17 protein-coding genes and 3 pseudogenes are annotated in these 24995 nt (G+C 60.7%); 4 read left to right on the top strand and 16 right to left on the bottom strand.

The genetic code is table 11. The annotated features are described in order from the left end of the window. Positions 1 to 4 precede the first annotated feature (4 nt). Positions 5 to 6085, top strand: coding sequence for a hypothetical protein (locus tag DMX12_RS06435; protein WP_009681543.1), 6081 nt, complete (start codon positions 5 to 7; stop codon positions 6083 to 6085). A gap of 41 nt (positions 6086 to 6126) precedes the next feature. On the opposite strand, the gene DMX12_RS06430 is transcribed toward DMX12_RS06435, so the two are convergent. From DMX12_RS06430 to DMX12_RS06355, 16 genes and pseudogenes are all read right to left on the bottom strand, one after another. Beyond that, entirely contained in the window at positions 6127 to 6360 is a 234-nt protein-coding gene (locus tag DMX12_RS06430; RefSeq protein WP_009681542.1) for a hypothetical protein, read from the bottom strand. Between the two features lie 236 nt (positions 6361 to 6596). Continuing rightward, positions 6597 to 7513: pseudogene (locus tag DMX12_RS30235) on the bottom strand (Tn3 family transposase). Between the two features lie 3 nt (positions 7514 to 7516). Then, the gene (locus DMX12_RS06420) at positions 7517 to 8077 is read right to left on the bottom strand and encodes a recombinase family protein (RefSeq protein WP_009681541.1); all 561 of its coding nucleotides are present in this window, start codon (positions 8075 to 8077) and stop codon (positions 7517 to 7519) included. A gap of 294 nt (positions 8078 to 8371) precedes the next feature. Beyond that, positions 8372 to 8938 (bottom strand): OsmC family protein, encoded by a 567-nt coding sequence (locus DMX12_RS06415; protein WP_004574805.1) that lies wholly within the window; start codon positions 8936 to 8938, stop codon positions 8372 to 8374. Positions 8939 to 8952: 14 nt separating this feature from the next. Then, positions 8953 to 9729 (bottom strand): SDR family NAD(P)-dependent oxidoreductase, encoded by a 777-nt coding sequence (locus tag DMX12_RS06410; RefSeq protein WP_004574804.1) that lies wholly within the window; start codon positions 9727 to 9729, stop codon positions 8953 to 8955. 59 nt (positions 9730 to 9788) lie between these two features. Continuing rightward, on the bottom strand, positions 9789 to 10373 hold the full coding sequence (locus DMX12_RS06405; protein WP_004574803.1) for a TetR/AcrR family transcriptional regulator: 585 nt from the start codon (positions 10371 to 10373) through the stop codon (positions 9789 to 9791). Next, entirely contained in the window at positions 10370 to 11050 is a 681-nt protein-coding gene (locus tag DMX12_RS06400; protein ID WP_004574802.1) for a cupin domain-containing protein, read from the bottom strand. Before DMX12_RS06400 ends, DMX12_RS06405 begins: the two co-directional genes overlap by 4 nt. Before the next feature lie 177 nt (positions 11051 to 11227). Beyond that, positions 11228 to 11767: an enolase C-terminal domain-like protein gene (locus DMX12_RS06395; RefSeq protein WP_198528928.1), complete on the bottom strand. Its 540-nt coding sequence runs from the start codon at positions 11765 to 11767 to the stop codon at positions 11228 to 11230. Between the two features lie 4 nt (positions 11768 to 11771). Next, positions 11772 to 11984: pseudogene (locus DMX12_RS29805) on the bottom strand (GntR family transcriptional regulator); the annotation flags it as partial. A gap of 121 nt (positions 11985 to 12105) precedes the next feature. After that, positions 12106 to 13683: an aldehyde dehydrogenase (NADP(+)) gene (locus DMX12_RS06385; protein WP_049696799.1), complete on the bottom strand. Its 1578-nt coding sequence runs from the start codon at positions 13681 to 13683 to the stop codon at positions 12106 to 12108. Between the two features lie 17 nt (positions 13684 to 13700). Further along, the gene (locus DMX12_RS06380) at positions 13701 to 14708 is read right to left on the bottom strand and encodes an Ldh family oxidoreductase (protein ID WP_047150112.1); all 1008 of its coding nucleotides are present in this window, start codon (positions 14706 to 14708) and stop codon (positions 13701 to 13703) included. Between the two features lie 60 nt (positions 14709 to 14768). Beyond that, the gene (locus tag DMX12_RS06375; protein WP_016715857.1) at positions 14769 to 16451 is read right to left on the bottom strand and encodes a choline dehydrogenase; all 1683 of its coding nucleotides are present in this window, start codon (positions 16449 to 16451) and stop codon (positions 14769 to 14771) included. 13 nt (positions 16452 to 16464) lie between these two features. Continuing rightward, positions 16465 to 17964, bottom strand: a complete 1500-nt coding sequence (locus DMX12_RS06370) for an aldehyde dehydrogenase (RefSeq protein WP_047150111.1) — start codon at positions 17962 to 17964, stop codon at positions 16465 to 16467. Positions 17965 to 18018: 54 nt separating this feature from the next. After that, positions 18019 to 19500, bottom strand: coding sequence for an APC family permease (locus DMX12_RS06365; protein ID WP_110676715.1), 1482 nt, complete (start codon positions 19498 to 19500; stop codon positions 18019 to 18021). 69 nt (positions 19501 to 19569) lie between these two features. Next, positions 19570 to 19908, bottom strand: a pseudogene (locus DMX12_RS06360) (transporter substrate-binding domain-containing protein); the annotation flags it as partial. 388 nt (positions 19909 to 20296) lie between these two features. Next, positions 20297 to 21196 (bottom strand): LysR family transcriptional regulator, encoded by a 900-nt coding sequence (locus DMX12_RS06355; protein WP_029380371.1) that lies wholly within the window; start codon positions 21194 to 21196, stop codon positions 20297 to 20299. A 133-nt stretch (positions 21197 to 21329) separates the two neighbouring features. Between DMX12_RS06355 and glyA the strand changes: the two genes are divergently transcribed. The 3 genes from glyA (at position 21330) to folD (ending at position 24989) form a co-directional block, all read left to right on the top strand. Further along, positions 21330 to 22601: a serine hydroxymethyltransferase gene (gene glyA / locus DMX12_RS06350; protein WP_009683820.1), complete on the top strand. Its 1272-nt coding sequence runs from the start codon at positions 21330 to 21332 to the stop codon at positions 22599 to 22601. A gap of 58 nt (positions 22602 to 22659) precedes the next feature. Next, positions 22660 to 23985, top strand: a complete 1326-nt coding sequence (locus DMX12_RS06345) for a D-serine ammonia-lyase (RefSeq protein WP_009683819.1) — start codon at positions 22660 to 22662, stop codon at positions 23983 to 23985. Positions 23986 to 24086: 101 nt separating this feature from the next. After that, complete coding sequence (gene folD, locus DMX12_RS06340; protein WP_029380372.1) at positions 24087 to 24989, top strand: bifunctional methylenetetrahydrofolate dehydrogenase/methenyltetrahydrofolate cyclohydrolase FolD; 903 nt, start codon at positions 24087 to 24089, stop codon at positions 24987 to 24989. Positions 24990 to 24995 lie beyond the last annotated feature (6 nt).

Below are 24995 nucleotides of genomic sequence, written 5' to 3'. Positions count from 1 at the left end.
GTGGATGCCAACCTGGATCGACCTTTCTGAACATGATGTAGAGCTAAACGTCCAACAAGATCCAGAAGGCAAGTCGCTTGTCCTGCGGTCATTACCTGGGGGAGTGATCCCCCAGTCGGTAACGGAGCTGGGTTTCGAGAAAGATGGAGCCCTCTACCGACGCACCAACCTCCGCTTCACCCTCCCCGAAATTATCCGCCACTTCCCCAAGGCCAGGTCGCGCCAGATGGAAATGTCGGAGATATTCTACGTCCCCATCCCGAGCAATCTTGAAGCTGTTTCAGTCGCCGCGGGACAAAACGCCGGCGTCGAAAAGGCCCCCTGGCAGATGAGTTCGGCAGAGTGGATTTCCGCTCGACGCGAGCTCGCCACACCGATGAAGGTTTCCGCAAGTTCCGAGGCTGGGCGAATTGGCAGGCTTTCCGAGCTTTCCTACGGTGTTGCGGCATGGCGGCATCAGCGTGCGCTCGCCGGCGACCAAGAGGCCATCGCGGCGCTGGAAGAGGCCGTAACGCACTACGACGTGGTGATGAAAGCTCTCTCGGAGGGCAAGCAGGTCCCTTTCGATGTTGTTGCCGAGTACCCTTCCCTTCTGGATCCTGAGCCAGACCAGTCGCACACAATCGCTGCAGCTGCGCCTGAACGGTCATCTGTCGCAGCCTTCATGCTTCCGGCAATCAAGTCGGCACGTAAGCGCACTGGTCCTGCGCGAGTCGTGAAGGCCCATGAAGTAGCCAAGTTTGGCCGTCGCGGCATGGTGTCTGAGTACCTTGTGGTATTCCAGGATGGTCGCTTCCCCTGCAGCGTTGAGGCGCTCGACCGAAAGCAGGCGATAGACTTCGCCCAAGCCGAACGCCTTCGTCTCGATACCGCAGAGCAGCCGGTAGATACCTCCCCTGCAGCGCCTCATCCTCAAGACCAGATCCAGGCAGCATCGATCGATGACGCTTGGGAGCCTGAGCGCGTTGGCGCAGCGGCGGGCAGCAGCTCGATCGAGCCCACGGAGGCATGGCTGGTATCCCAACACCAATTCAAGACAGTCGCGGTCACCAGGAGGGCCTCGGACGGAACAGTGGAGGTCCATTTCCGTAACCAGGCATTCGCGACAGACCAGATCACACCCGCAAAAGCGCTGACTGCAGCTCACAAGCAGGCCGTTCGCCGGGCATTCGCCGACGGCAAGCAAATACCATTTCACGTCTTGGTCGACTATCCAGATGTCGCCTACGGCCCAGGTGAACGGGCAGCCCGGTCCGTCTCCAAGCTGCTATCAGAGGCTGGCCTGGCAGAGCGGCTGATGACGGGATTCAACAGCTACGTCCGGCTCGTCAATCCGCCCTACACGGATCTCATTATCGAGCGTCTGCCAGCGGAATCGTCGCCACGTCTCTGCCTCACCCACTACCTGGAGTCGAACGGCGATCGTTTCATCGATAGCGAAATGATTTTCGAGATACGCCCCGCCGGTCACCTCGTTCTGTGCGAGACCGCAGTGCAGAACCCGATCCGTGGCGGAGAACTGCGGGGCCTTGACCGCAGCTTCGCGAACATCTTTGCCCAGAACCTCCTTCAGCAGGGGTTCTCCAGTGCCCGGCTGGAATGGTCGGATGATGCCGATGAAAGCCTGGAAGACGGCCCTGAGAATCGCCTTTACGAGGGGATGGCCATCGTTGAAAAACTCGCCGCCGAGCTCAACGCGGAAGTCTCACCTTGGGAGGAGTCTGGCCCGTCCACCATTGGCAAATGGCGCTACGCCACGCTGGTCCGCGAAGACGTATCTGTCCGTATCGCTGTGTCCCAAGGGGGTGTGGTGCAGGTCAACGGCGACCCCTTCACCAAAGGTGAAAGAGTGCTCCACGTGGCGGCGGAGGCCGTCAGGGAGTCCCTGGTTGAGGCCTTCAAGTTTGAAAGCACGAGTGCAATCTCCTCGCCCGTCCAGCTGTCTCCTTATGAACTAGGTCGACGGGCTGCAGAACAGGGCATGAAGTGCGTTCCAGCCTGGGATAAGGATCTGATGGCAACGTTGGGGGGCAACGTAGGCGATGGCGTACCTGCGATGCGCGAATGGATGAAGGGCTGGCACGAGATCAATGCGCAGCGTGAGGTATTGCCTCGACCTGCAACGACCACCGATGCAGAGCCGGCCGATATCACCAGATCACGTATTTTGCTGCGCTTGCCATCCACCGCTCCCACCAGGCTCCCCCTGTACGGGATCAACACGAGGTACGAAGCTACTCGCTATTCGCTTCCCGGCGATTTTTACGCTGAGACATCCTTCAACGGGTACCGGTTCTTCGCCCCGGCCGAGCACTATCGCTCGGCCGATTTCAGCAGAGCCGAGCGCGACTTGTATGCCGCTCATAAGCGTGGCGACCACAATGCAGTCAAATCCGCCCGGCAACTCATGGCCTCGGAAATGACCGAGATGGTCGCCGCCGCCCGGGCCACCTTGCCACAAAATGAGCTCACCGGGAGCACAATGCAGGCGGGCGATCGAGTCCGCTTCACTCCTGCCAACGCGGCAAAGCAGCCGGTCACCGGGGTGGTGAGCAAGGTTCTTGAAAACTCGGCGGGTGACAAAGGCTTCGAGCTAATTCGAGATGCGGCCGAAGCGATGGTGGAAGTCGAGACGTGCTGGGTAGCTGACGGATCCCTGCAGTTCCTACCGCCCGCTGATCCTGTAGAAGCCTTTCAAGCTGCTCTGGCGGTGTCGAGGAAGGAGGTCGATCCCAAGCGCCGGGTTCAGGCACTCATTCGTGTTCTTTGCGCTGACAGAGGAGTGGTGTCCCAAGGAGACTGGGTTGCCCAGCTCGCCTTCAGCGCCGACCTGCCGGCGGACCAGGCCCAGCTGGTGACGCTCATGGAGAAACATCTACCCTCTCCCGCCTCATTCAACATAGCCGTAGGTCTGGAACAATTTCAGGATATACCCAGCGAGCCCAAACGGCTGGCGGATGCAGTGAGGCGACTGGGTGATAACCTCCGGGGGTTCAAAGCCAGCCATCTGCGGAAAACTGCAGCGCGGATCGAGGACTTGCGCACCATTGCTCCTGAGAACGCGCTGGCCATCGAGATGCTAGAAAGTGCTGCAACCACCGTCCACCAGGCGGAAAGCCTCCTGGTCGACCTGGAGGCCAGGCTCGCGGCAGCCAAAGCCGAAGAGGAGGAGCGCAACTGGGAACGGTTCGAGCCATTCGGGGCCCAGGCCGTGACAAAGCCTCTAGCGTCAGAAATCGGTTTCACCAAAGCATGGATAGACAAGGATAACGGCTGGTTCCGGGTCCGGAACGGAGCTTCTGTCGCTTGGACCAACGGCCACGTATTCGATTTGGAAGAACCGAACTACCGCAGCTTCGAGAAGAACGAGAGCCGTCGCTTCCAGAATACGCCTCTGGCGAAACGGCCGGACATCAGCCGTTTTCTGGAGCATGAGACCGCTGACGCGATGAAACCGGTATTCGTGTACCGAAGGATGCACGACGACAAAGATGCCGTGATCCTAGCCAGGTCCTCGGGCCGCCTCGTTTCACTCGACAAGCGCTATCACGACTACATTGCGGTGAAGTACCCAGGGGCCGTGTTCTTCGTAGCCAATGACTGGGAAATCGACGCTCCGAACCACGGCTCTCTTGTGCACGCGAAGTTGGATGGCCAAATCGTCGCCGGGGTGATGCCGCTACGAGGATTGGATCCGGCCTACACGGTCGACCTCATTCAAACCAAGATTCTTGCTGTCACCCAAAAGGGCGCAGTGGACGAACAAGACTCCTCCGAGGTCGAGAACCTGTTGTATGAAGCCGACCAGCGGGTAAAGGGCCGGGCGATGGCCACCGCAATGATCCAGGTTGCTTTGGACGAGGGCCGCTGGTACAGCGCGATCACAACTCATCACCATCAGGGTAACCATAGCGGCCGATCGGAGCCGATGACTTGCCGAGGGGACGGGTTTACCTCTCGATTCGACGCCGTATTCTATGCCGGCAACCGAATCGTCCTGGAACAGCGTCGGATAGCTCGATCACAGGACAGCGTCACAACGCCCAGACAGAAGGCCGAAGCGCTGAAAATGGCAGATTGGGCGCTGCAGCAAATCCTCGGCGAGGTCGCTGTCTCGTGGAATGACCGCACACCAGGACAGGGATGGTACGAGGCTCGCCGTGAAGGTCCTGAGTACGCCGAGCTGCGCGGCTCCGGCCTATCGGAAGCAGACGCACTGGATGACCTTCGAGAGCGAATCGAGGACTCACTCAGCCAAGCAGATCATTACTGGAAGTCCATTGGCAGCAACGACGCCGGCGAATCTCTTGAAGAGAACACCCTGGGCATTCGCAGCATCGTCAAGGACGGTGTGCGGATCACCGAACCTGCCGCCGCGTTACCGCACGGAGGCCCCGGCGTTCTGCAAGATCGTCCCAAGAATTTCCTGACGAACGATGAAGCTGCTCCATCGGCGCTGGCCACGTCGCCAGAGAGCGGGGTGGCCCAGGGAGCAACGCACAAGGTCGGTGACCTCCTCGACAATGCAACGGTCCACGTGCTGATCCGTGGAACAGCTGTCTCCCTCATTCACCGCAAGCTATCGAAGTATGACCCCCGCCGGCAGGATGGCGGCAGGGATTGCTTCTGGGCGAGAGCATTCATCGGCGGGGAATGGCGCCCGCTCGGGCAGCCCTGGCCCAAAAAGCCGAGTCAGTCTTCGCTTGAGACCGCCTTGGCTGTAGCGGCATCCGCCCCGGCATTCGACAGCAACGCCTTCTTCGTCCAGCTGAATGAGGAAATACGCCAGGCGAACCTCGGCGCCGACAGCACAGCCGAGATCCAGCCTCTTGACCAGAGCAAGTTCCGGGCACAGCCCCTGGACGATCGCTCCTACGAGTTACGGTTCAAGGACCGCGCATCGCCGTTCTTCATCCTGGTGGAATACCAGTCGCCTGGAACCTACTTGCCGAATACCGGAGGCGGTGTGACTGGCCCCAAAACTAGCCTTTCCTCCGCCTGCGCGTGGGCAGTGCGCGAACTGGACCGCCTGCAGGCCCACTACGAGCGCAGACTGCAGGAACAGAACAAGGACAACCCTCGGTTCGAGGTCGACGCTACGAGCTTCATGGAGCTCTTCCCGGCCGATAGCGATGGCCACCAGCTGCTCGACCACGTCCTGCAGGTGTACCAACAGAAAGGTATGCAACGCCGTATCGGCCAAGGCCAGCAGCAAGATGCTGATCTGCCAGCGGAGCTTCAGCTGAACCGTGCCACCGACCAGTCGGTTATGGTTAGGCTGGACGATCCCGACTGCCCTCTTTCGATCGAGCTCCGCTGTGCTGTAGAAGCATCCGGACGCCGGCCGTGGGACGCACTGCAGGCCATCCAGCAGGCTGTCGCAGCTCTACAGACAGAAACGGCCTGGTCACGGTTGAAGAATGAACGCGGCGACGCCGGCATCGAGATGGAGCGGGTCGCCCAAGGCTACGCCGAGTTCATGAGAGCGCAGGATCCGGATCGCCACAGCGGGATCCCCGGCCGGATGCACCGCGAGTTCGCCTTGGCGTTGATCGACAAGGACATCGATCATTTGCTGGGGTGGCTGGCTCGGCCGCGGGGGCAAAACGATCTATCCAAGCGCTACTTCACACAGGTCACAGGCATCAAACTAGCCAAGACAGCCAAGGAGATCACCGTAGCGATCTATGGGTGGGCAGGATACTCGCCGGAGCAGGCCAGCCAGATGGAGGCGGAAAAGCAACATCGCCGCGACGCCGCTGCGCAGCAACGTGCTGCTGAGAGCCACTTGCAGCACGTGCTCGCTCAGCTTGACCGCACGCACTACCGTTACAACGGAAACGTGGTGACCGCACGCCAGTTCGTCGACGACATCATTGCAGGCGGCTTCGATTCGCTGCAGACGAAGCGAGTAGGTGCCGTCGATCGCTATCGGTTGGTCAATCGTGCCGAGGACCGGCTGTACGAGATCTCTGGCCACCTGGTCGACTATGCGCGGCATGTGCTTGCTCAACGTGAGCAGCGACTGGATCTTGAAACGGCTGAAGAGCCAGTTGCAGAACCTTCCCGGCCACGCCTCGGATGACTGTCCACCCGCCCCCCGAGACATCCGGGGGCGGGTTCCTTTCAGCTGGTGAGCAAGGGATCTGCGCCCAAGTCAGCGAGGCGTTTATCGCGGCGTTGCTCTGCGGCCTTTTGCAGGCGGTCAGCCTCCGCCTGGCTCAAAAGTCCAGCATCAGCCAAGGCGTCAATATAGCCCCAGACGTAGGCCATTTTGACACGCACCTGGATCGGATCTGCTTCATCTGTAATGAGCTTTAGTGCGGCCGCTAATTTGGCCTGCTGCGCTGCGGGGTGCATAGTTAGTCAGCCGCAGCTTTTGGATCGGTCGCGACGATCGTCGCGACGCTCCCATCCGAAAATTTCAGGCTCTCGACCTCCTGCCATTTCAGGTCCCGGATCTCCGTTACGCTGACAGAGGAAGTAGCACCTAGGAGTACCTTACACCCAGTGGAGATTTCGACCAGCTGAGGTGACTTTGCAGCGGTCTTACTGATCGATATGGGGCGAATAGAGAAAACGGAAAAAATCGTACGCTAGGGTTTTCCGGGCAGCCTTAGCGGCCGAAACTTCCCGTCCTCCAGCCTGCGGCTCTGCCGCCAGACGTAATTGCCGGTCAGGTTGATGTGTTCCCAGCCCAGCGGCGACAGGTATTGCAGCAGCTCGCCGTCCACCGGTTTGCCGGCCTCGACCAACCCCTGGGTGGCGCGCTCCAGGTACACCGTGTTCCACAGCACGATGGCGGCCGTCACCAGGTTGAGACCGCTGGCCCGGTAGCGCTGTTGCTCGAAACTCCGATCCCTGATTTCCCCAAGGCGGTTGAAGAACACCGCCCTGGCCAGGGAGTTGCGTGCTTCACCCTTGTTCAGACCGGCATGCACGCGGCGGCGCAGTTCGACGCTCTGCAACCAGTCGAGGATGAACAGCGTGCGCTCGATCCGGCCCAGCTCGCGCAGGGCCACGGCCAGGCCGTTCTGGCGTGGATAGCTGCCGAGCTTGCGCAGCATCAGCGAGGCGGTGACGGTGCCCTGCTTGATCGAGCTGGCCTAGCGCAGGATGTCATCCCAGTGGGCGCGGACGTGCTTAATGTTCAGGGTGCCGCCGATCAGCGGGCGCAGCGTCGGGTAGGTGCGCAGTTCCTGGGCGTGCTCGCGGCGAGTCACGTCTCGCTCGCCGTACTTCGGCCAACTCGCCGGGTCGGCCTGAACTTGCTTGGCCACCCATAAGATGACCGGCTCGGGCGGCTCGCTGTCGGTGCCCAACGCATAGCCGGGGTAGCGCAGCAGGCTGAGCTGCACCGCGAAGCCAAGGCGGTTGGCGTCGCGCGTCGCTGGCGGATCAGCGACAGGTCGGAGTCGTTGAAGGTGTAGTAGCGGATCAGGTCATCCTGGCTTTCCGGTAGCGCAAGCAAGGTGTCGCGCTCGGTGGCCGAGAGGATCGAGCGACGCGGCATAAATCAGTCGTCCGTGCGGAGGTACTGGTAGAGGGTTTCACGGCTGATGCCGAACTCGCGGGCGAGCTGCGCCTTCGGCTCGCCGGCAGCGGCCCGCTTCCGCAACGTGATGGCTTGCTCGTCGGAGAGAGCTTTCTTGCGGCCACGGTACGCGCCGCGCTGCTTGGCCAGGGCGATGCCCTCGCGCTGCCGCTCGCGGATCAGGGCGCGCTCGAACTCGGCGAAGGCCCCCATCACCGACAGCATCAGGTTGGCCATCGGCGAGTCCTCGCCGGTGAAGACCAGCCCCTCCTTCAAGAACTCGATCCGCACGCCACGCTGGGTCAGCTTCTGCACCAGGCGGCGCAGGTCATCGAGGTTGCGGGCCAGGCGATCCATGCTGTGCACTACCACGGTGTCCCCTTCGCGGACGAAGCTCAGCAGCGCTTCGAGCTGGGGGCGCTGGGTGTCCTTGCCCGAGGCCTTGTCGGTGAACACCTTGCTCACCTCGGTCTGCTCCAGCTGGCGTTCCGGGTTCTGGTCGAAGCTGCTGACCCGGACGTAACCGATGCGTTGTCCCTGCAAGATGCCTCCATGGGCTGGATGGGCGGCAGGGCTTACGTTGGTTTTTGGTTCCATTGCACCCGAAGCCTTGAATTTATCAGGCTGAAATCTAAGACCTTGGCAAGCATGTGTCAAAGAATGTGAAAGCGGACTCTATTCTGACGGCGCGGCACGGGCATGCCTGACATCCGGTTAGGGTATACCTCAAATTGACACTGCGTATTCCAGAGAACGTGATGACGGAAGGTTGAACCTTCCGTCATAGCGCATCTGGTTTGGCCTCCCGTCAGCCAACCACGGGAAACACTGACTCGATCATTGGAGAATGGTCAGCTTGGCCTTGAGATCAATGGCTCTCGCGAAGTTGTGGTAATTCGGCGATGTTCGCTGCACCTGCGCGTGCAATGCTTTCAGCGCCGCCGAATCCGCCGACGACTCCATTTCGACCTCATACTCGACCTGGTCGTACCCTGGATTGATCCCAGGATCGATTCCAAGAAAACCTCTCAGATCGAGGCTTCCCTTCGTGCGGATAGTCAGCGATTGCAACTCGATGTTCATTGCCGCCGCATTTGCCGCGTAGGTTGCAGTCATGCATGCGTTCAACGCAGCCAGGATCAATTCTTGTGGATTAGCGGCCGTGTCGGTACCGAGCAATTCTGCCGGTTCGTCCGCGTCGATGACAAAGCCGCGCGCCAAGGCCGTGTCACCTAGTACGAGCGGCATGGTTCGCGCACGCGTCCGGGTGCCACCCTCCCAGGTTGTCACGACGCCGAACGTCGCGATGCCTGCGGCGGGCTTTGCTGCGACCTGATCTGCAAACTCACGCAATGCGCCGACGTTGATCCCGTTGCCGGGAGTTCCTTTAATGTTTGTGTTCATTTCTCGTTCCCCCATTATGTGTTACGCCCGGCCATCACGCCGCCGTCAACGTCCCAGATTGCGCCCGTCACCCATGCTGCCTTGTCCGACAACAGGAAGAGGATGACCTCGGCGACGTCTTGTGGCGTCCCAACCCTGCCGATTGGGTGGAAGCTGTTGAATCCCTGTAAGGCGCCATGAACCTCGGCCTTGGGTATGAATCCCTCGTAAATCGGCGTTTCGACAACCGCCGGAGAAACGGCATTGACCCTGATTTGTTTGGATGCCAGCTCCATCGCAAGGTGCTGGGTCAGCGAATGCAAACCTGCTTTTGCCATCGAATACGCGGACGACGGCGTAGCCGCAATCGCCTGCTTGCCCCACATCGAGCCGATGTTCACAATGGCGCCGGGACGCTCGCTGGCCACGAGATTGGCCACGACTTTTTGTGTGATGAAGAAGAACGCTTTATTCAACGTCAAATATTGTTCGTAATCACTTTCCGTGTGCTCAAGAAACGCCTTCGGGAAGAACACCCCAGCCGCGTTGACCAGAAGATTGATGTCCTTGTGGTGTTCATCGATGGTATGCAGGAGTCGCTTCACATCTTCGGCTCGCGAGAGATCGGCAGTCAGGGCGGTCACGGTGCCCAACGACGACAGCGCCTTGCGGGCCTCTTCGGCCTTGTCTTCACGGTGACCGACGATGACGACGCTTCCGCCTTGCTCAAGAACCATGCGGGCAGTTTGCAGTCCCATCCCGCTAGTGCCGCCGATGACCAACAACTTCTTGCCATTAAATTCAGTACTCATAATAATCTCCTTAACTACCAACTAAATGGTAGGGTTGTGTTGCAAAAAAAGTGCCGACCTCAGGTCAACACGGTGGAAAGAAAAGTGTTTCCAACTTCGGCCGGTCCGCGTGACGACCGCATGCCACGGCCCACCATCATCGAGCCTTCCAACGCGCACAAGAATGCCTCTGCGAGAGCCTCTGGGGTGGAATTCGAGGTGATCAGCGCGGCACGCTGACCATCGGCAACGACAAGAGTCAACCAGTCGAGATTGACTTTAAAGAATCGCTCGACCTCGCTCACAACGGCGTCCGGCAGCGAGTCCGACTCGGCACCCAACATGCCGCAGACACAAAGGCGCCGGTCCTTGGCGAAGGTGCGTTCGAAAAGTGCCGCATACGCAGTTAGCCTGTCAGGCGCTTTCGCATGCTGCCCTTCGATGCTCAGCAACTCCTCACGAAACCGGTGCGTGTAGCGCTGTGCGACCACGGCCACGAGTTCACCCTTCTTGGGAAAGTGGTGGTGGATACTTGGTTTTTTGATGCCTACCAACTGGGCCACGTCGTCGTATGAGAAGCCGTTGTAGCCGTGCTGCTGTACCAACCCTTCAGCGGCATCGACCACCCGCTCGGCGGTCGGCGAGATTTCGGAGAAATGCTTCATGCAAGCGCCTCATTTGATTCGGCGACTGGCAGGTGGCCTGTCTTGACCAGGATGGTGCAGCCTGTATTGCTGAAGGGACGGTGAGCACTCAAATGCGGACTGCGCATCCATGTGCCGGTAGGGTAGCTTCCGAACTCATCCTCAAAGACGCCTTCCAACACATAGATTTCTTCACCGCCGTAGTGACGATGCGAATTGAATCGTGTCCCCGGGGCCCAGCGCACCAAAGCCGTATGTTGTGTGTCGAACTCAGAAAGTGGCATCACCGACAGACCCGGCACGAGGCCTGGAAACCAGGGGCCGTTACGGGTGTCGACCACGGTGCGTTGGCTGTCGGCTAGATCAAGATGGCGCAGCTTGACGAACAACGTGCAACCCGTCGCGGAGCTCGGTGCATGCGAAGAACCTGGTGGATTCTTGATGTAAGTCCCAGGCCCGAAGGTCCCGGATTCGTCGCTGAATTCGCCGTCCAGGACCAGAATCTCCTCGCCCAAGTCGTGCTTATGATTTTCAAAAGCGGAGCCCGGCGCGTATCGCACGATCGAGGTGGCACGCGCCACTTCGTCGCCATCACGCTCCAGTAACTGGCGTTGAATCCCGGTCGCTGGCGAATCGACCCACTGTAAGCTTGAAGGCTCGACGACAACACGCTGCGAAAGATCTGAATTGAGTTTCATGGCTTTATTTCATCTACCGACTACTTGGTAGGTAAGTTATAAGATCCCGATTTGTTTGTCAAATAGCTTTCGCCATTTTCTTTCATCCATTGAAAAAACAATGAATTGGTTACAAGAACTCGCGAAGCTTAGCGTACGATTTTTTCCGAATTCTCTATCGTCCCCAACAAGAACCGTTTATTCGACGCTGAACAGCGGCGCCCCCAGCCGGCCGACATCCACTTCGATGCCCAGCCCCGGCCCCGTCGGCGCGCTGCCGAAGCCGCCCTGCGAACGCGGCTGGTAGTGGGCCAGGTGGCCGTCGGTCCAGTCGTTGAAGAACGGTGTCATCAGCAGGCTTTCAGGGCGGGTGGTGGCTGCTACGTGGCTGGTGGCAGCGGTGATGATGTCGCCGCCCCACATGTCCTCCACCGACACCGCCATGTTCAGATCCTGCAGCAGGTCGCGGGCGCGCACCAGGTTGGTCAGGCCGCCGAGCTTGCCGAACTTGATGTTCACCGACACCGCGTTGGCCTCGTACTTGGCGCGGAACACTTCGTCGGCGCTGACGATGGATTCGTCCAGCACCAGCGGCAGGCTCGAGCCGCGGGCAGCGAGGATGCAGTCAATGGTGCTGCGGCACGGCTGCTCGACATACACCGGCAAGCCGGCCATGCCCTGGATCGCCAGCTTGGCGCTGGCCAGCGACCAGCCGCCGTTGGAGTCGGCGACGATCACCGTCGCGGTTGCGGTGGAATTCCACCAGCCCTTCCGACTCCAGGCGCTTGAGCGCCTCGCGCACCGGGATCTTGCTGACGTTGAACGACTTGGCCAGTTCGTCTTGGCGGATCGGTTCGTCTTCCGGCAACTCGCCCTTGATAATCGCGTCCCGCAGGTGCTTCAGGATGATCTCCGAGCTGGAAGGGGCAATGCCCAGGTTGGGGACGTTTTTCAAGAAAAGAGACACGGTGGTTTTTCTCCAGGGCGGACTTCGAATATTTTATACGAAATTTTTCAGCCCGCACCATAGCCCGATCCGCGCCTGCCCCGGTAGCCCGGAGCAGGTACAGGATATGTCAGGCCGCCGCCGTGCTCGCCCGGCCATTGACCAGGCGCGTGATGCCCAGCGGGTTGTCGCGCTTGAGAGCATCGGGCAGCGCGCTGTCCGGGAAGTTCTGGTAGCACACCGGGCGCAGCCAGCGCTCGATCGCCAGGCTGCCGACCGAAGTGCCGCGCGCATCCGAAGTGGCCGGGTAAGGCCCGCCGTGAACCATGCCGTCGGCCACCTCGACCCCGGTCGGGTAGCCGTTGACCAGCAGGCGCCCGGCCTTGTCCTCCAGCAGCGGGATCAGTTCGGCGAAGGCCTCCAGGTCTTCGTCATCGCCGATCAGGGTCACCGTCAGCTGACCTTGCATGGCCTCCAGGCCACGCAGCAGTGCGGCCTTGTCATCGAGGGCAATCAGCACCGATGCCGGGCCGAACACCTCTTCCTGAAGCACTTCATCGCCTTCAAGCAGCAGGCGCTGATCGGCGCCGAACAGGCGGGCCGGCGCCTGCCCGTCGGCCGCGCCCTCCGCCAGCAGGCGAATTCCGTCAGTGTCCTGCAGATGCTGCGAACCGCACTGGTAGCTGCGTAGGGTGCCGGCATTGAGCATGGTCTGCGCCGGCTTGCCTTGCAGGGCGCTGCCGAGCACCTCGCCGAAGGCGCTGAAGGCCGGCGAGCGCAGGCCGAGCACCAGCCCCGGATTGGTACAGAACTGGCCGCAGCCGAGCACGATCGAGTCCGCCAGTTGCCCGGCGATGACCACGCCACGCCGCTCGGCGGCACGGGGCAGGACGATCACCGGGTTGATGCTGGACATCTCGGCGAACACCGGGATCGGCTCCTTGCGCGCGGCGGCCATGTCGCACAGGGCACGGCCGCCCTTGAGCGAGCCGGTAAAGCCCACGGCCTTGATCCGCGGGTGCTTGACCAATTGCTCGCCGACCCCGCTCCCGTAGATCATGCTGAACACCCCCGCCGGCAGGCCGCAGCGCTCGACCGCCCGGGTGATGGCGCCAGCCACCAGTTCCGAGGTCGCCATATGCCCGCTATGGGCCTTGAACACCACCGGGCAACCGGCGGCGAAGGCCGAGGCGGTATCACCGCCCGCAGTGGAAAAGGCCAGGGGGAAGTTGCTCGCGCCAAACACCGCCACCGGGCCAATGCCGATCTTGTATTGGCGCAAATCCGGCCGCGGCAGCGGCAGGCGCTCCGGCAATGCGCTGTCGATCCGCGCGCCGAGGAAATCACCACGGCGCAGCACTTCGGCGAACAGGCGCAACTGGCCCGTGGTGCGCTTCTGCTCACCCTGGATCCGGGCACTCGGCAGTGCGGTTTCGCGGCAGACGATGGCCACGAAATCCTCACCCAGGGCATCGATCTCGGCGGCCACGGCGTCGAGGAAATCGGCTCGCTGCCCGGGGCTGGTGCTGCGGAATCGAGCCGCCGCCGCAGCGGCGGCATCGCACGCCTGGTCCACTTCCTCCGCGCTGGCTTGCCAGAAGGTCCAGGGCAGTGCCTCGCCGGTGCTGGCATCGACACTGCGATGGGGGGTGGTGCCGTTGGCGCAACGCGCACCGGCGATGAAGTTCTTGCCTGATATAGCCGTCATCACATGTTCTCCAGGCGCTACCGATGCAGTAGCGCGTTCAGTTCGTCCAGCAGTTCATCGTTGATCTCGACGCCCTGCGCCAGGCTGCGCCGACGCGCCTCGTAGCGCCGGGCGGAAGGCAGGCGGGCACCCTGCTGCTCGATGCTGTCGAACAGGGTTTCCGCGCTGTGCAGGTAATGCTCGTAGCGCTCGCCAAGAAAGCGCCTGGGGTCGAAGGCCAGGATCAGCTCGCCATGGAACGGCGAGGCTCCCGCACCAGCGTCGTGGGCCAGCGACTGGGCGCTGGTCAGGTCGCCGATCAGCGGCCCCGCCAGCAGTTCGATCATCGCCGCCAGGGCCGAGCCCTTGTGCCCGCCGAAGGTGAGCATGGCGCCCTGCAGCACGGCCTCGGCCGACGTGGTCGGCTCGCCGTCGGCAGATACGCCCCAGCCCAGCGGCACCGGTTTGCCGGCACGCCGGTGCAACTCGATATCGCCACGGGCAATGGCGCTGGTGGCCATGTCGAAGACAAACGGATCCTTGCCCGGGCGCGGCCAGCCGAAGGCGATCGGATTGGTCCCGAACACCGGCCCGCGCCCGCCCGCCGGAGCGACCCAGGCATGGCTCGGGTTGCAGGCCAGGGTCACCAGGCCGAGGTCGGTCAGGGTCTCGATCTCGACCCACAGCGCCGAGAAGTGCACGCAGCGGTTGATCACCAGGGCCGCCACGCCGTTGTCCACCGCCTTGCGCCGCAGCAGCGGTACACCGCGGTCGAAAGCCAGCTGGGAAAAGCCACCGGCGGCATCCACCCGCACACTGCCCGGCGCATGGTCATGCACCTGCGGCTCGGCGCGCGGGTCGACCTTGCCGGCCTTCAGCGTGGCGATGCACACCAGCAGGCGGTAGACGCCGTGGGAAGCGCACTCATCCCGTTGTCCGCAGACCATGGTCCGCGCCACGGCAAGCGCCTGTTCGCGACTGAAACCGTGCAGTTCGAGCACCGCGCGGGCGAGGCTGTCCACCTCGCTCAAAGCAAGACGCGCCAAAAGTCGTTTCTCCATCAGGATGTCCGGCGGCGAACGGGTCGCCGCCGGACCGGGGCAGGGTCAGTGGGGCATGCCGGCAGGCAGTCCGGGTTTGTCCAGGGCCGGCGCCAGCGCTTCGCGCCAGGCCGACACTTCCATCGGCGCAGCGACCTGGCCGAGGATGTGGTCGGACAGTTTTTCCGCCAGCATGATGGTCGGGGCGTTGGTGTTGCCGGTGGTCAGCGCCGGGAACACCGAGGCGTCGACGATGCGCAGCCGGTCGATGCCATGGACGCGGCCGTCATGGTCGACCACCGCCATCTCGTCCACCCCCATGCGGCAGGTGGAACAGGCGTGGAAAGTGGTGCCGGCGTTGTCGCGGATCCAGGCTTCCAGCTCGGCATCGCTCTGCAGGTGCTTGCCGGGGCTGAGCTCCTCGCCGCGCAGTTCGTCCCAGGAGCGCTGGGCGATCATTTCCCGGGTCTTGCGCAGGCCTTCGCGCAGTTGCTCCAGGTCGCCCGGCGCGGTGAGGAAGTTCAGGCGGATCAGCGGATCGGCCTTGGGATCCTTCGAGGCCAGGGTGACGCTGCCACGACTGGCCGGGCGCATGACGCTGGTGAAGTACTGGAAGCCCGGGGTGATGCGCGCCTTGCCGCGGTAGAACTCGCCCACCATGGGGAGAAATTCGTGCTCCAGGTTGGCGTACTCGACCTGGTCGTTGCCACGGAAGAACGCCCCCACCTCGAAGTAGTTGGACGCCCCCAGGCCACTGCGCGCGGCCATCCAGCGCGCCCCGACGAACAGCCGCCCGAGCGGCGACAGCGCGCGGGTCGGCGACACACCCTGCTTGGGCGTCGAATACTGGATCGCCACGGCCACGTGGTCCTGCAGGTTCTTGCCGACCCCGGGCAAGTGGTGGCGCAGCTCGATGCCGAGGGCCTTGAGCTCGTCCTGATCACCGATGCCGGCGAGCAGCAGCAACTGCGGCGAACCGAAGGCACCGGCACTGAGGATCACTTCCTTGGCGGCATGGCTGATCTGCTCGACGCCATCGATCTCGTACTTCACCCCGACCGCGGCCTTGCCGGAGAACACCAGGCCGGTGACGAAGGCGCGGCTTTTCACCACCAGGTTGTCGCGCCCGGCGGCCGAGTCCAGGTAGCCACGCGCGGTGCTCCAGCGCTCGCCCTTGTAGGTCGAGGCCTGGGCCACGTTGACTCCTTCCTGGCGCTCGCCGTTCTGGTCCGGGTTCAGGCGCAGGCCGTAGTCCTGGCCGGCGCCGAGGAAGGCCTGGTACAGCGGGTTGTCGGCCTTGCAGCGGTGCACGTGTAGCGGCCCGGAACCACCACGGAAGTTGTCCGTGCCACCGTCGAAGGTCTCCATCTTCTTGAAGTACGGCAGGCAGTGGCTGTACGACCAGTCGGGCAGCGCGGCCGCCGCCCAGCCGTCGAAGTCCAGCGGGTTGCCGCGGACGAAGACCATGCCGTTGATCGACGACGAACCGCCAAGCACCCGGCCACGGTGCTGGTCGCTGCGGTTGCCGTTCAGGCCCGGCTCGGGCTCGCTCTTGAAGCCCCAGTTGAAACGCTTGCTTTCCAGGGGCAGGCCCAGGGCGGCGGGCATCTTCAGGATCACGCTATCGTGGCGCGGCCCGGCCTCCAGCAGCAGGACCCGGGTGGTGCGTTCGGCGCTGAGGCGGTTGGCCACCACGCACCCCGCCGACCCGGCACCGACCACGATGTAATCGAACTCGTTCTTGCTCATTTGCCGCGCCTCATTATTTCAGTTGGATCCAGATCGTCTTCACTTCGGAATACTGGTCATGGGCCAGGAACGACTTTTCGCGACCGCCGAAGCCGGACTGCTTGAAGCCACCGAACGGCACCGACTGGTCGCCTTCGGAGAAGCAGTTGACCGACACGGTGCCGGCACGGATGGCGCGGGACACCTTGTGCGCGGTGTGCAGGTTGTTGGTGTAGAGCGATGCGGCCAGGCCATAGGGGGTGTCGTTGGCAATGGCGATGGCCTCCTCGACGCTGGAGAAGGTGATCACCGAAAGCACCGGGCCGAAGATCTCTTCGCGGGCGATGGTCATCTGGTTGCTGACGTCGTCGAAGATGGTCGGCTCGATGTAGTAGCCGCCGGTCTCCTGGCGAATGCGCTGACCGCCGAGGATGATCCGCCCACCCTCCTCCACGCCCGCCTTGATGTAGCCGAGGATGTTGTTCATGTGCTTCTCGTCGATCAGCGCACCGATGCGCGTGCCTTCGACCAGCGGATCGCCGACGGTCCAGGTCTTGAAGTGCTCGACCAGCGCTTCCAGCAGCCGGCCCTTGACCTTCTCATGGACCAGCAGGCGCGAACCGGCGCTGCAGTTTTCGCCCTGGCTGAAGAGAATGCCGATGGCCAGTTGCTCGACGATCGGCTGCAGGTCATCGACATCGTCCATGACGATGGCCGGGCTCTTGCCGCCCAGTTCGAGGATGACCTTCTTCAGGTTGGACTCGGCGGCGTACTTGAGGAAGTAGCGGCCGACTTCGGTGGAGCCGGTGAAGCTCAGGCAATCCACGTCCGGGTGGCGACCGAGGGCCTGGCCGACGGTCTCGCCGAAACCGGTGACGATGTTGAATACGCCGGCCGGGATCCCGGCCTCGGCCACCAGTTCGGCGAAGCGCAGGGCGCTGAGGGTGGTCTGCTCGGCGGGCTTGACGATCAGCGAGTTGCCGCCGGCCAGGGCCGGGGCGGTTTTCATCGCCAGGATGGCCAGCGGGAAGTTCCACGGGATCACCGCGCCGACCACGCCGACCGGCTCACGCACCACCAGCGAAACCAGGTCGCCGGGCGTCGGCGAGCTCTGGTCGTAGAGCTTGTCGATGGCCTCGGCGTGCCAGCGCAGGGTCTCGATGGCGTCCGGCAGGTCAGCGGCCAGGGCGTCGTCTACCGGCTTGCCGTTGTCCAGGCTTTCGATCAGGGCCAGCTCTTGGGCGTGCTGCTCGACCAGGTCGGCCAGGCGCAACAGCGCACGCTTGCGCTCCTTCGGCGCCAGGCCGGCCCAGCGCCGGTCCTCGAACGCCGCCTTGGCGGCCGCTACCGCCACCTCGACATCCGCCGCGTCGCACTCGGCGATGCGGGTGAGGACTTCACCGTTGGCCGGGTTGACGGTAGTGAAGGTCTTTCCGTCCAGGGCATCGACGAAGCGTCCATCGATAAAGGCCCTGGTCTGGAAGCGCTGGGCCTTGGCCCGCTCGGCGAAGTTGGGGCGAAGAGTGTTGGTCATGCTGTTTCCTCATTGCTGGATAGGTGACTGCCGCACGGGCATGGCTGGACCGGGTTACTCGCAGAGCACCGACTTGATCCGTTCGTACTTGGCTGGATGGCATCGCTTGACGTAGAAGCCGTAGGCCCAGCCGGCGGCGAACACGATGAACACAAGCGCCGCCAGCAGGTTAGCCCAGGTGCCGCTGAGGCCCAGGAGCAGCTCCACGCTGCTGAGCGCGTAGTAAAGGAAGACGCACAGGCCGGCGACGGCGATCAGCGGGGCCAGGAAGGCATTCCAGAAGCGCTGGTCGCAGCGGGTGCGGCGGAAGAACACGAAGATGGCGATGCTAGCGATGGTCTGCGCCAGGACGAGGCCGATCGCGCCCATGCCGGTCATGCTGGCGTACAGCACGTTGTACGGGTCCAGGCCCATCACCGCGAAGAAGCCGACGCAGATCACGGCACTGACGGTCTGCACGATCGAGGCGACGTAGGGGGTCTGCGCCTTGCGTCCGGTGTAGCCGAGCGGCGACCAGACCAGATGCTGGCGGCCCAGGGAGTACAGGTAGCGGGCGATGTTGTTGTGGATGGTCACCATGGCCGCGAAGATCGCCGTGACGATGAAGATATTGAAGAAGCTGGTGGCCCAGCCGCCCAGGACCATGTCGCTGACCCGGAACACCAGGTTGCCCGACTCCTTGGTGGCGATCTCCACGGCGTGATCGGTGCCCAGGGTGCAGATGATCAGCCAGGTGACGCCGCTGTAGATGGCGGCCATGAAGAACACCGAAAAGTAGGTGGCGCGGGGAATGGTGCGTTTCGGGTCGCGGGCTTCCTCGCTGTAGATCGCGCTGCCCTCGATGCCGCTGAAGGTGACGCAGGCGAACATCAGGGCCACGCCCAGGCCGGGGCTGAGCAACGCCGACGGTGCGAAGGGCGCCAGGCTGAACGAGGTTTCGGCTGGGCTGTTCAGCAGCATGCCGCCGGCCAGGACGAACAGCAGCAGGCATTCGAAGCTCATCAGGAAGCCCAGCACCCGCGCGCCGGAATGCACGCCACTGACGCCGAGGTACAGGCAGGCGGCCGCCGCCACCGCTGCGCACAGCCACCAGGGCACGGCCACGCCGGTGGCCTGGAGGATCAGCTCGGCCGCATAGAAGCCAAAGCCGCCATAGAGGCCGACCTGGATCGCCGTATAGGAAAAGATGGTCAGGGCCGCCGTGCCCAGGCCGGTCAACTGGCCCATGCCCAGGGTCACGTAGGCATAGAGCGCACCGGCATTGCTGACATGCCGGGCCATGGCCACGTAGCCCACGGCGAACAGCATCAGGATCGACGCAGCAAGAATGAAGGCCGCCGGCGAACCGACGCCGCTGCCGATGCTGAGCATGATCGGCACGACGGCGACCACGCTGGTCATCGGCGAGGCCGCCGCGATGATGAAGCAGGCGATGGACGTAACGCCGAGGGTGTTGCGTTTCAGACCGTGGTTGCTACCGCCGCCGAGCGCTGGGGCATCGGCGGAGCGCACCTCGGGTTGCTGGGTATGATTCATCGTTTCAGCTTCCTGTAGTTATTTTTGGCAGCTAAACAAAGGGGAAGGCCCATTATTTTATATTGTATACGATTGTTTCCAATCTCGTGAAAGAAGGTCGACCTCACCAGACTGCAGCGCCGTGAAGCGTTCCTTGGTGGTTAACTGCGTGTACTTGACCTTGGTTGCATCACCAAAGAGGGCTGCAGCAACAGCCCTGCAAACATCTACATCGAATCCGTGAAAATTACCCTTGGGGTCGGTATAAGAGAAGCCTGGCAGGCCATCACTGATACCACATTGAACAAATCCCTTCTTCTTGACATTGTCGAGCGTCGTACCGGCCATGGCACCCATTGACATCATCGAACTCAGCGTCAGTGCTGCGACTGTCAGGCCAACTTTGAAGATCTTGTTTTCATTTTTCATGTTATTGCTCTCATGGATTGCAGCACAGACATTCCGCCCAAGCGATGACGCTCTAGCAGGTACTCAACCAACTCTCAGAGGCAGAAAACATCAGACAGGCCACTACGGCCCAGAGAAACAATCAGAAGATTTTTTAAGTGGCATAGGCTGCCCTCTTTTTATTTTTAAAAAGCCCCGTTTCCGGGGCGAAATATGAAGCACCGTCAGACCTACCGAATTACTGAATGTCAGGATCAGCAATTGAGTGTGCCCAACCGAGAGTCTCCTCCCGGTTGAGATCAACCTAGCGCCTATAGAAAAAGAGAAAAAGCGAATAATTTTACAATATTACGTAAGCTAAGCTTACGAATGCGGCTACACGCCACTATGATGTTGATTTTTAGGGGGGTCACCGAATCTCAGCCGCGTGTTGCTCTAGGCATTGTACGAACACCTGAAGCGCCGGGCTCCTCTTCTCACCCTTGCGAAATGCAATGGATATGCGGCGCCGAATCTCTGGTTCCAGTCGACAAATTCGTGTGCCCTGTAAATCTTTACGAGCCCTAAGTCCAGGGAGTATGGCAATCGCGCACCCCTCGCTAACTAACGCTCTGGTAACCTCGAATCCCTTGCAACGCGCGATGATGTTGGGCGTGTACCCTGATTTCTGGCAAGCATCGGTCAACATCCTGGTGTAAGTGGAGGAGGCTGTATCCATCACCCAGTTTTCATGCTCAAGATCCTGCCACGTGACAGTCTCCATCACTGCTAAGCGATGATCAGGCGACATCATCACGTTGAACACGTCTTCGATGAGTGGTGTGATTTCGATACTGGGGTCAAGCAGGCCGGGTGGTACGTTCAAGTCATCGATCAGCGCAATATCTGTCTGCCAACTGCGCAGAGCATTCATCCCTTCCTCAGGCTCCATTTCCTCAAACAGCACCTCCAGGCGAGGATGAGTGGCATGGAGTGTTTGAATTGTCTTGGGCATCAACGCTGCTGCAACTGAGGGAAATGCAGCAATCCTCAGGTCTCCAGCCACGACCTTTTTCAACTCGGCCATATCGGCCCTAGCGGATTCGAGCTCTTCAAAGATCCTATTGGCTCGCTCAACGAGCTTTCTGCCAGCGATGGTCAGATCTACGCCTCTCCCGCGCCGTTCTACCAGATCGATCCCCACCTCCTGCTCCAACAGCGAAATCTGCTGGGAGACAGCGGATGGCGATACGTGCATCGCTTCAGCAACGGCTGCCATGGTCTTACGTACCGCAAGCTCTCTCAAGGCACGCAACTTACTGATATCCATCAAGTTTCCCCTAAAAAGCGACATCTCAGAAAATCATTAAGTATTGCTTACGTATTATTGAAATATTATTCGCTTTTTTTGATCTGGGACAGGGTATAGGTTTGAAAAAAACCCCAACAAAGGTAACGCCGTAATGACCCACTCCTACTTCAACGACAATCTTGCTGAGCGCGACCCGCTGATCTTCAAAGCTCTCCAAGACGAGAAAAAACGTCAGCAAGGCCAGATCGAACTGATCGCCTCTGAGAACTCGGTGAGCTTCGCCTCTCTGGAGGCCATCGGTTCGGTCATCACCAACAAGACCGTTGAAGGCTACCCAGGCAAGCGTTTCCACGGCGGCGCTGATTTCGCCGACGTTGTCGAGCAAGCTGCCATTGACCGCGCAAAAGAACTTTTCGGCTGCGGCTTCGTGAACGTGCAACCACACTCCGGCACCCAGGCCAACCAAGCTGTGTTCTTTGCACTTCTGCAACCAGGCGACACAGTATTGAGCCTGGATCTGGCTTCGGGTGGGCACCTGAGCCACGGCGCAAAGCCGAACCAGTCGGGCCGTTGGTTCAGCATCGTTTCGTATGGCGTAGATCGCGAAACTGGCCGAATCGACTACGACAACGTCGAAGCTCTGGCCTTGGAGCACAAGCCGAAGCTCATCATCTCGGGTGGCTCGTCTTACCCACGTGAAATCGACTTCCCGCGTATGCGAGAGATTGCCGATAAGGTTGGCGCAACTTACCTGGTGGACATGGCCCACTTTGCCGGACTTGTCGCTGCTGGAGTGCACCCTTCGCCGATTCCACACGCAGACATCGTGACCTGCACCACCACCAAGACCCTCCGTGGTGCTCGCGGCGGCTTGGTCATGACCAACCGCGAAGACCTCTTCAAGAAGCTTCAACCGGCTGTTTTCCCAGGCGTACAAGGCAGCGCACACCTGGCAACCATCGCCGGTAAAGCAGTGTGCCTCGGTGAAGCTCTGACCGATGAATTCAAGACCTATGGTGCAAACGTCAAAGCGAACGCTCGCCTGCTTGCAGAAGTTCTGCAGAAGCGTGGTGTACGCATCGTCAGTGGCGGCACTGATACTCATGTTGTTCTGGTAGATGTTTCGTCCAAGGATCTGACCGGTCAGCAGTCGCAGGACGCGTTGTCGGAAATCAACATCACCTCGAACAAAAACCCGATTCCGTTCGACAGCGCCAAGCCATCAGAGTGGAAAGGCCTGCGCCTGGGTTCGTCAGCGGGTACTACTCGAGGTTTTGGTGCCAAAGAGTTCGAAGTCATCGGCAACCTGATCGCAGATATCTTCGATGCACAAGTTGCTGACGAAACTACCCGTGCCGCCGTCATCGCGAAGAGCCGCGCAGTAGTTGCCAAACTGGTTGCCGACTTCCCAATCTATGCCTAAGGGGTACATGGCGGATGCCTAGACCATCCGCCTCACTCCACGCTGTAGGAAAATAAAAATGAGCGTTCAACTTCCCAATGATCCAGCGCGTGACGATGTCCTGGCTGGCCGACCTGCGCTTTGGCTAAACCCGAACCTGAAAGCCAACGGCATTGCTGACCAATCGCTGCCGATCCGGGCTGCTCAAGTTAAAGAGGCCGAAGAAAACTGGCAGCTGCTGGCGCCAGTGCTGGAGACGTGCTTCCCCGAACTCAAGGCATCGAAGGGCCGGATCCAGTCCAAGCTGATCGAAGCCGAAGATCTGCGTGGTGCTCTCGGGTATGGCACTTCGGAATACGGTCGTGTCTTCGTCAAGGCAGACGGGGACTTGCCCGTCGCGGGTTCGATCAAAGCACGTGGTGGCGTTTATGAAGTCTTTATGCACGCCAAGAAGATGGCTGAAAAGCGCGGCATCCTGACTCCTGGTGGCGATATTACCGTCCTGGTGGGAGAGCAGGCCCGCGCTCTTTTTGCCCAGCACACCATTGCCGTGGGCAGCACAGGTAATCTGGGGCTGAGCGTTGGTATTGCCGCTCGCGCTCTGGGCTTCCGAGCAGTGGTGCACATGTCGTCGGACGCCAAACAATGGAAAGTTGATCGGCTCACACGCCTGGGCGTGGAGGTCGTGCAGCACAAGGCCGACTATACCACTGCAGTCGAACACGCTCGCATTGATGCAGAGGGCGATCCAAGCATCTACTTCGTGGATGATGAGCGCTCGGAAATGCTGTTCTTCGGTTACAGCGCTGCTGCCAGCGAGCTGGCAGTGCAGCTCAAAGAGCAGGGGGTCACCATCGATGAAGACCATCCATTGTTCATCTACCTGCCATGCGGTATTGGCGGTGCACCCGGTGGCGCGGCATACGGACTGAAAGCTATTTTCGGCGATGCCGCTCACGCTTTCTTTGTTGAGCCGGTTCAGTCTCCATGTGCCATGGTTCACATGATGAGCGGTTCTAAAGAGCTGATTTCGGTGTATGACGTTGGCCTGACTAACCGAACTGAAGCAGACGGTATGGCGGTTGCCCGTATGTCGGAGTTCGTAGCGGATGTCATGAAGCCAATGCTGTCCGGCGTTTTCACTGTCGACGACGACGACTTGTTCCGCTGGCTCTGGAAGGCGCAAACCACTCAAGCAATTCGCCTTGAGCCATCAGCTACTGCAGGCTTTGCCGGCCCAGAGTTCATCGTGAACAGCAATCAAGGTCGTGCTTATCAAGAAGCTCACGGACTGAGCAATAAACTCGCTCAGGCAACACACGTCATTTGGACAACTGGTGGCGCTTTCGTTCCTGAAGAGCAATTCAAGGAATTCATGGCGCGCGGAGCTTTACTGGTCAAATAAGACCAGAGCTCTAAAGGGGGTGGCAAACAACACCCCCACTCCTCAAATTTGCGCCAATGAAAACCAATCACGCCAGTCAATGACGTTGAGGTGTTAGTTTCATGAACAATCAATTCTTGGCCGACCGTATCGACGGGAAAGGCTTTGCAGCCAATCTCGTGGACAAACTTACGGAAGAAGTAACCGAGATTAAAGAGCAAACAGGACTCATTCCTGGCCTGGCTGTTGTACTTGTTGGCGAGGATCCAGCAAGTGGCGTTTATGTAAGTGCCAAACACCGCCAGACATTGGCCATCGGTATGCAGTCGTTCGTTCATAGGCTGCCCGCTGATACAACCCAAGCTGAGCTAATGGGTCTCTTGGACGAGCTGAATGCCGCTCCGGAAGTTAATGGCATTCTCGTGCAACTACCTCTTCCTGCACACCTTGATACCAACGCGGTTATCAATGCCATTGATGCAGACAAAGATGTGGATGGTTTTCACATCCTGAACGCTGGCCGTTTGGCCACAGGCCAAGACGCCTTGGTTCCCTGCACCCCGCTGGGCTGCTTGATGATGCTGAAAGACCGTTTGGGCAGCTTGGCCGGAATGAATGCTGTAGTTGTCGGCAAATCAAACATTGTTGGTAAGCCAATGGCCCAGCTGCTGATGGCCGAGAACTGCACCGTGACCGTCGCGCACTCCAAAACGCGAGATGTCCCTGCGTTGTGCCGAACTGCCGACATTTTGGTGGTAGCGGTAGGGCGGCCTGAGATGGTGAAAGGCGATTGGATCAAGCCAGGCGCTGTCGTTATCGACGTAGGTATCAACCGCATTGAACGTGATGGCCGGTCGCGCATCGTCGGCGATGTTGCATATGACGAAGCAGGGCATGCATCGGCGATTACACCAGTACCAGGCGGTGTTGGCCCGATGACCATTGCGTGCCTGCTGGCCAACACTGTGACCGCGTTCAAGCGTCAGCACAAAATCGTAACCAAAAAAGAAGCTGTTGCTGTTTAAGGTGAT

The organism is Pseudomonas sp. MB-090624, assembly GCF_003205245.1.
Classification (GTDB): Bacteria; Pseudomonadota; Gammaproteobacteria; order Pseudomonadales; family Pseudomonadaceae; genus Aquipseudomonas; species Aquipseudomonas juntendi.
This window is presented reverse-complemented; position numbering and strand designations above follow the sequence as displayed.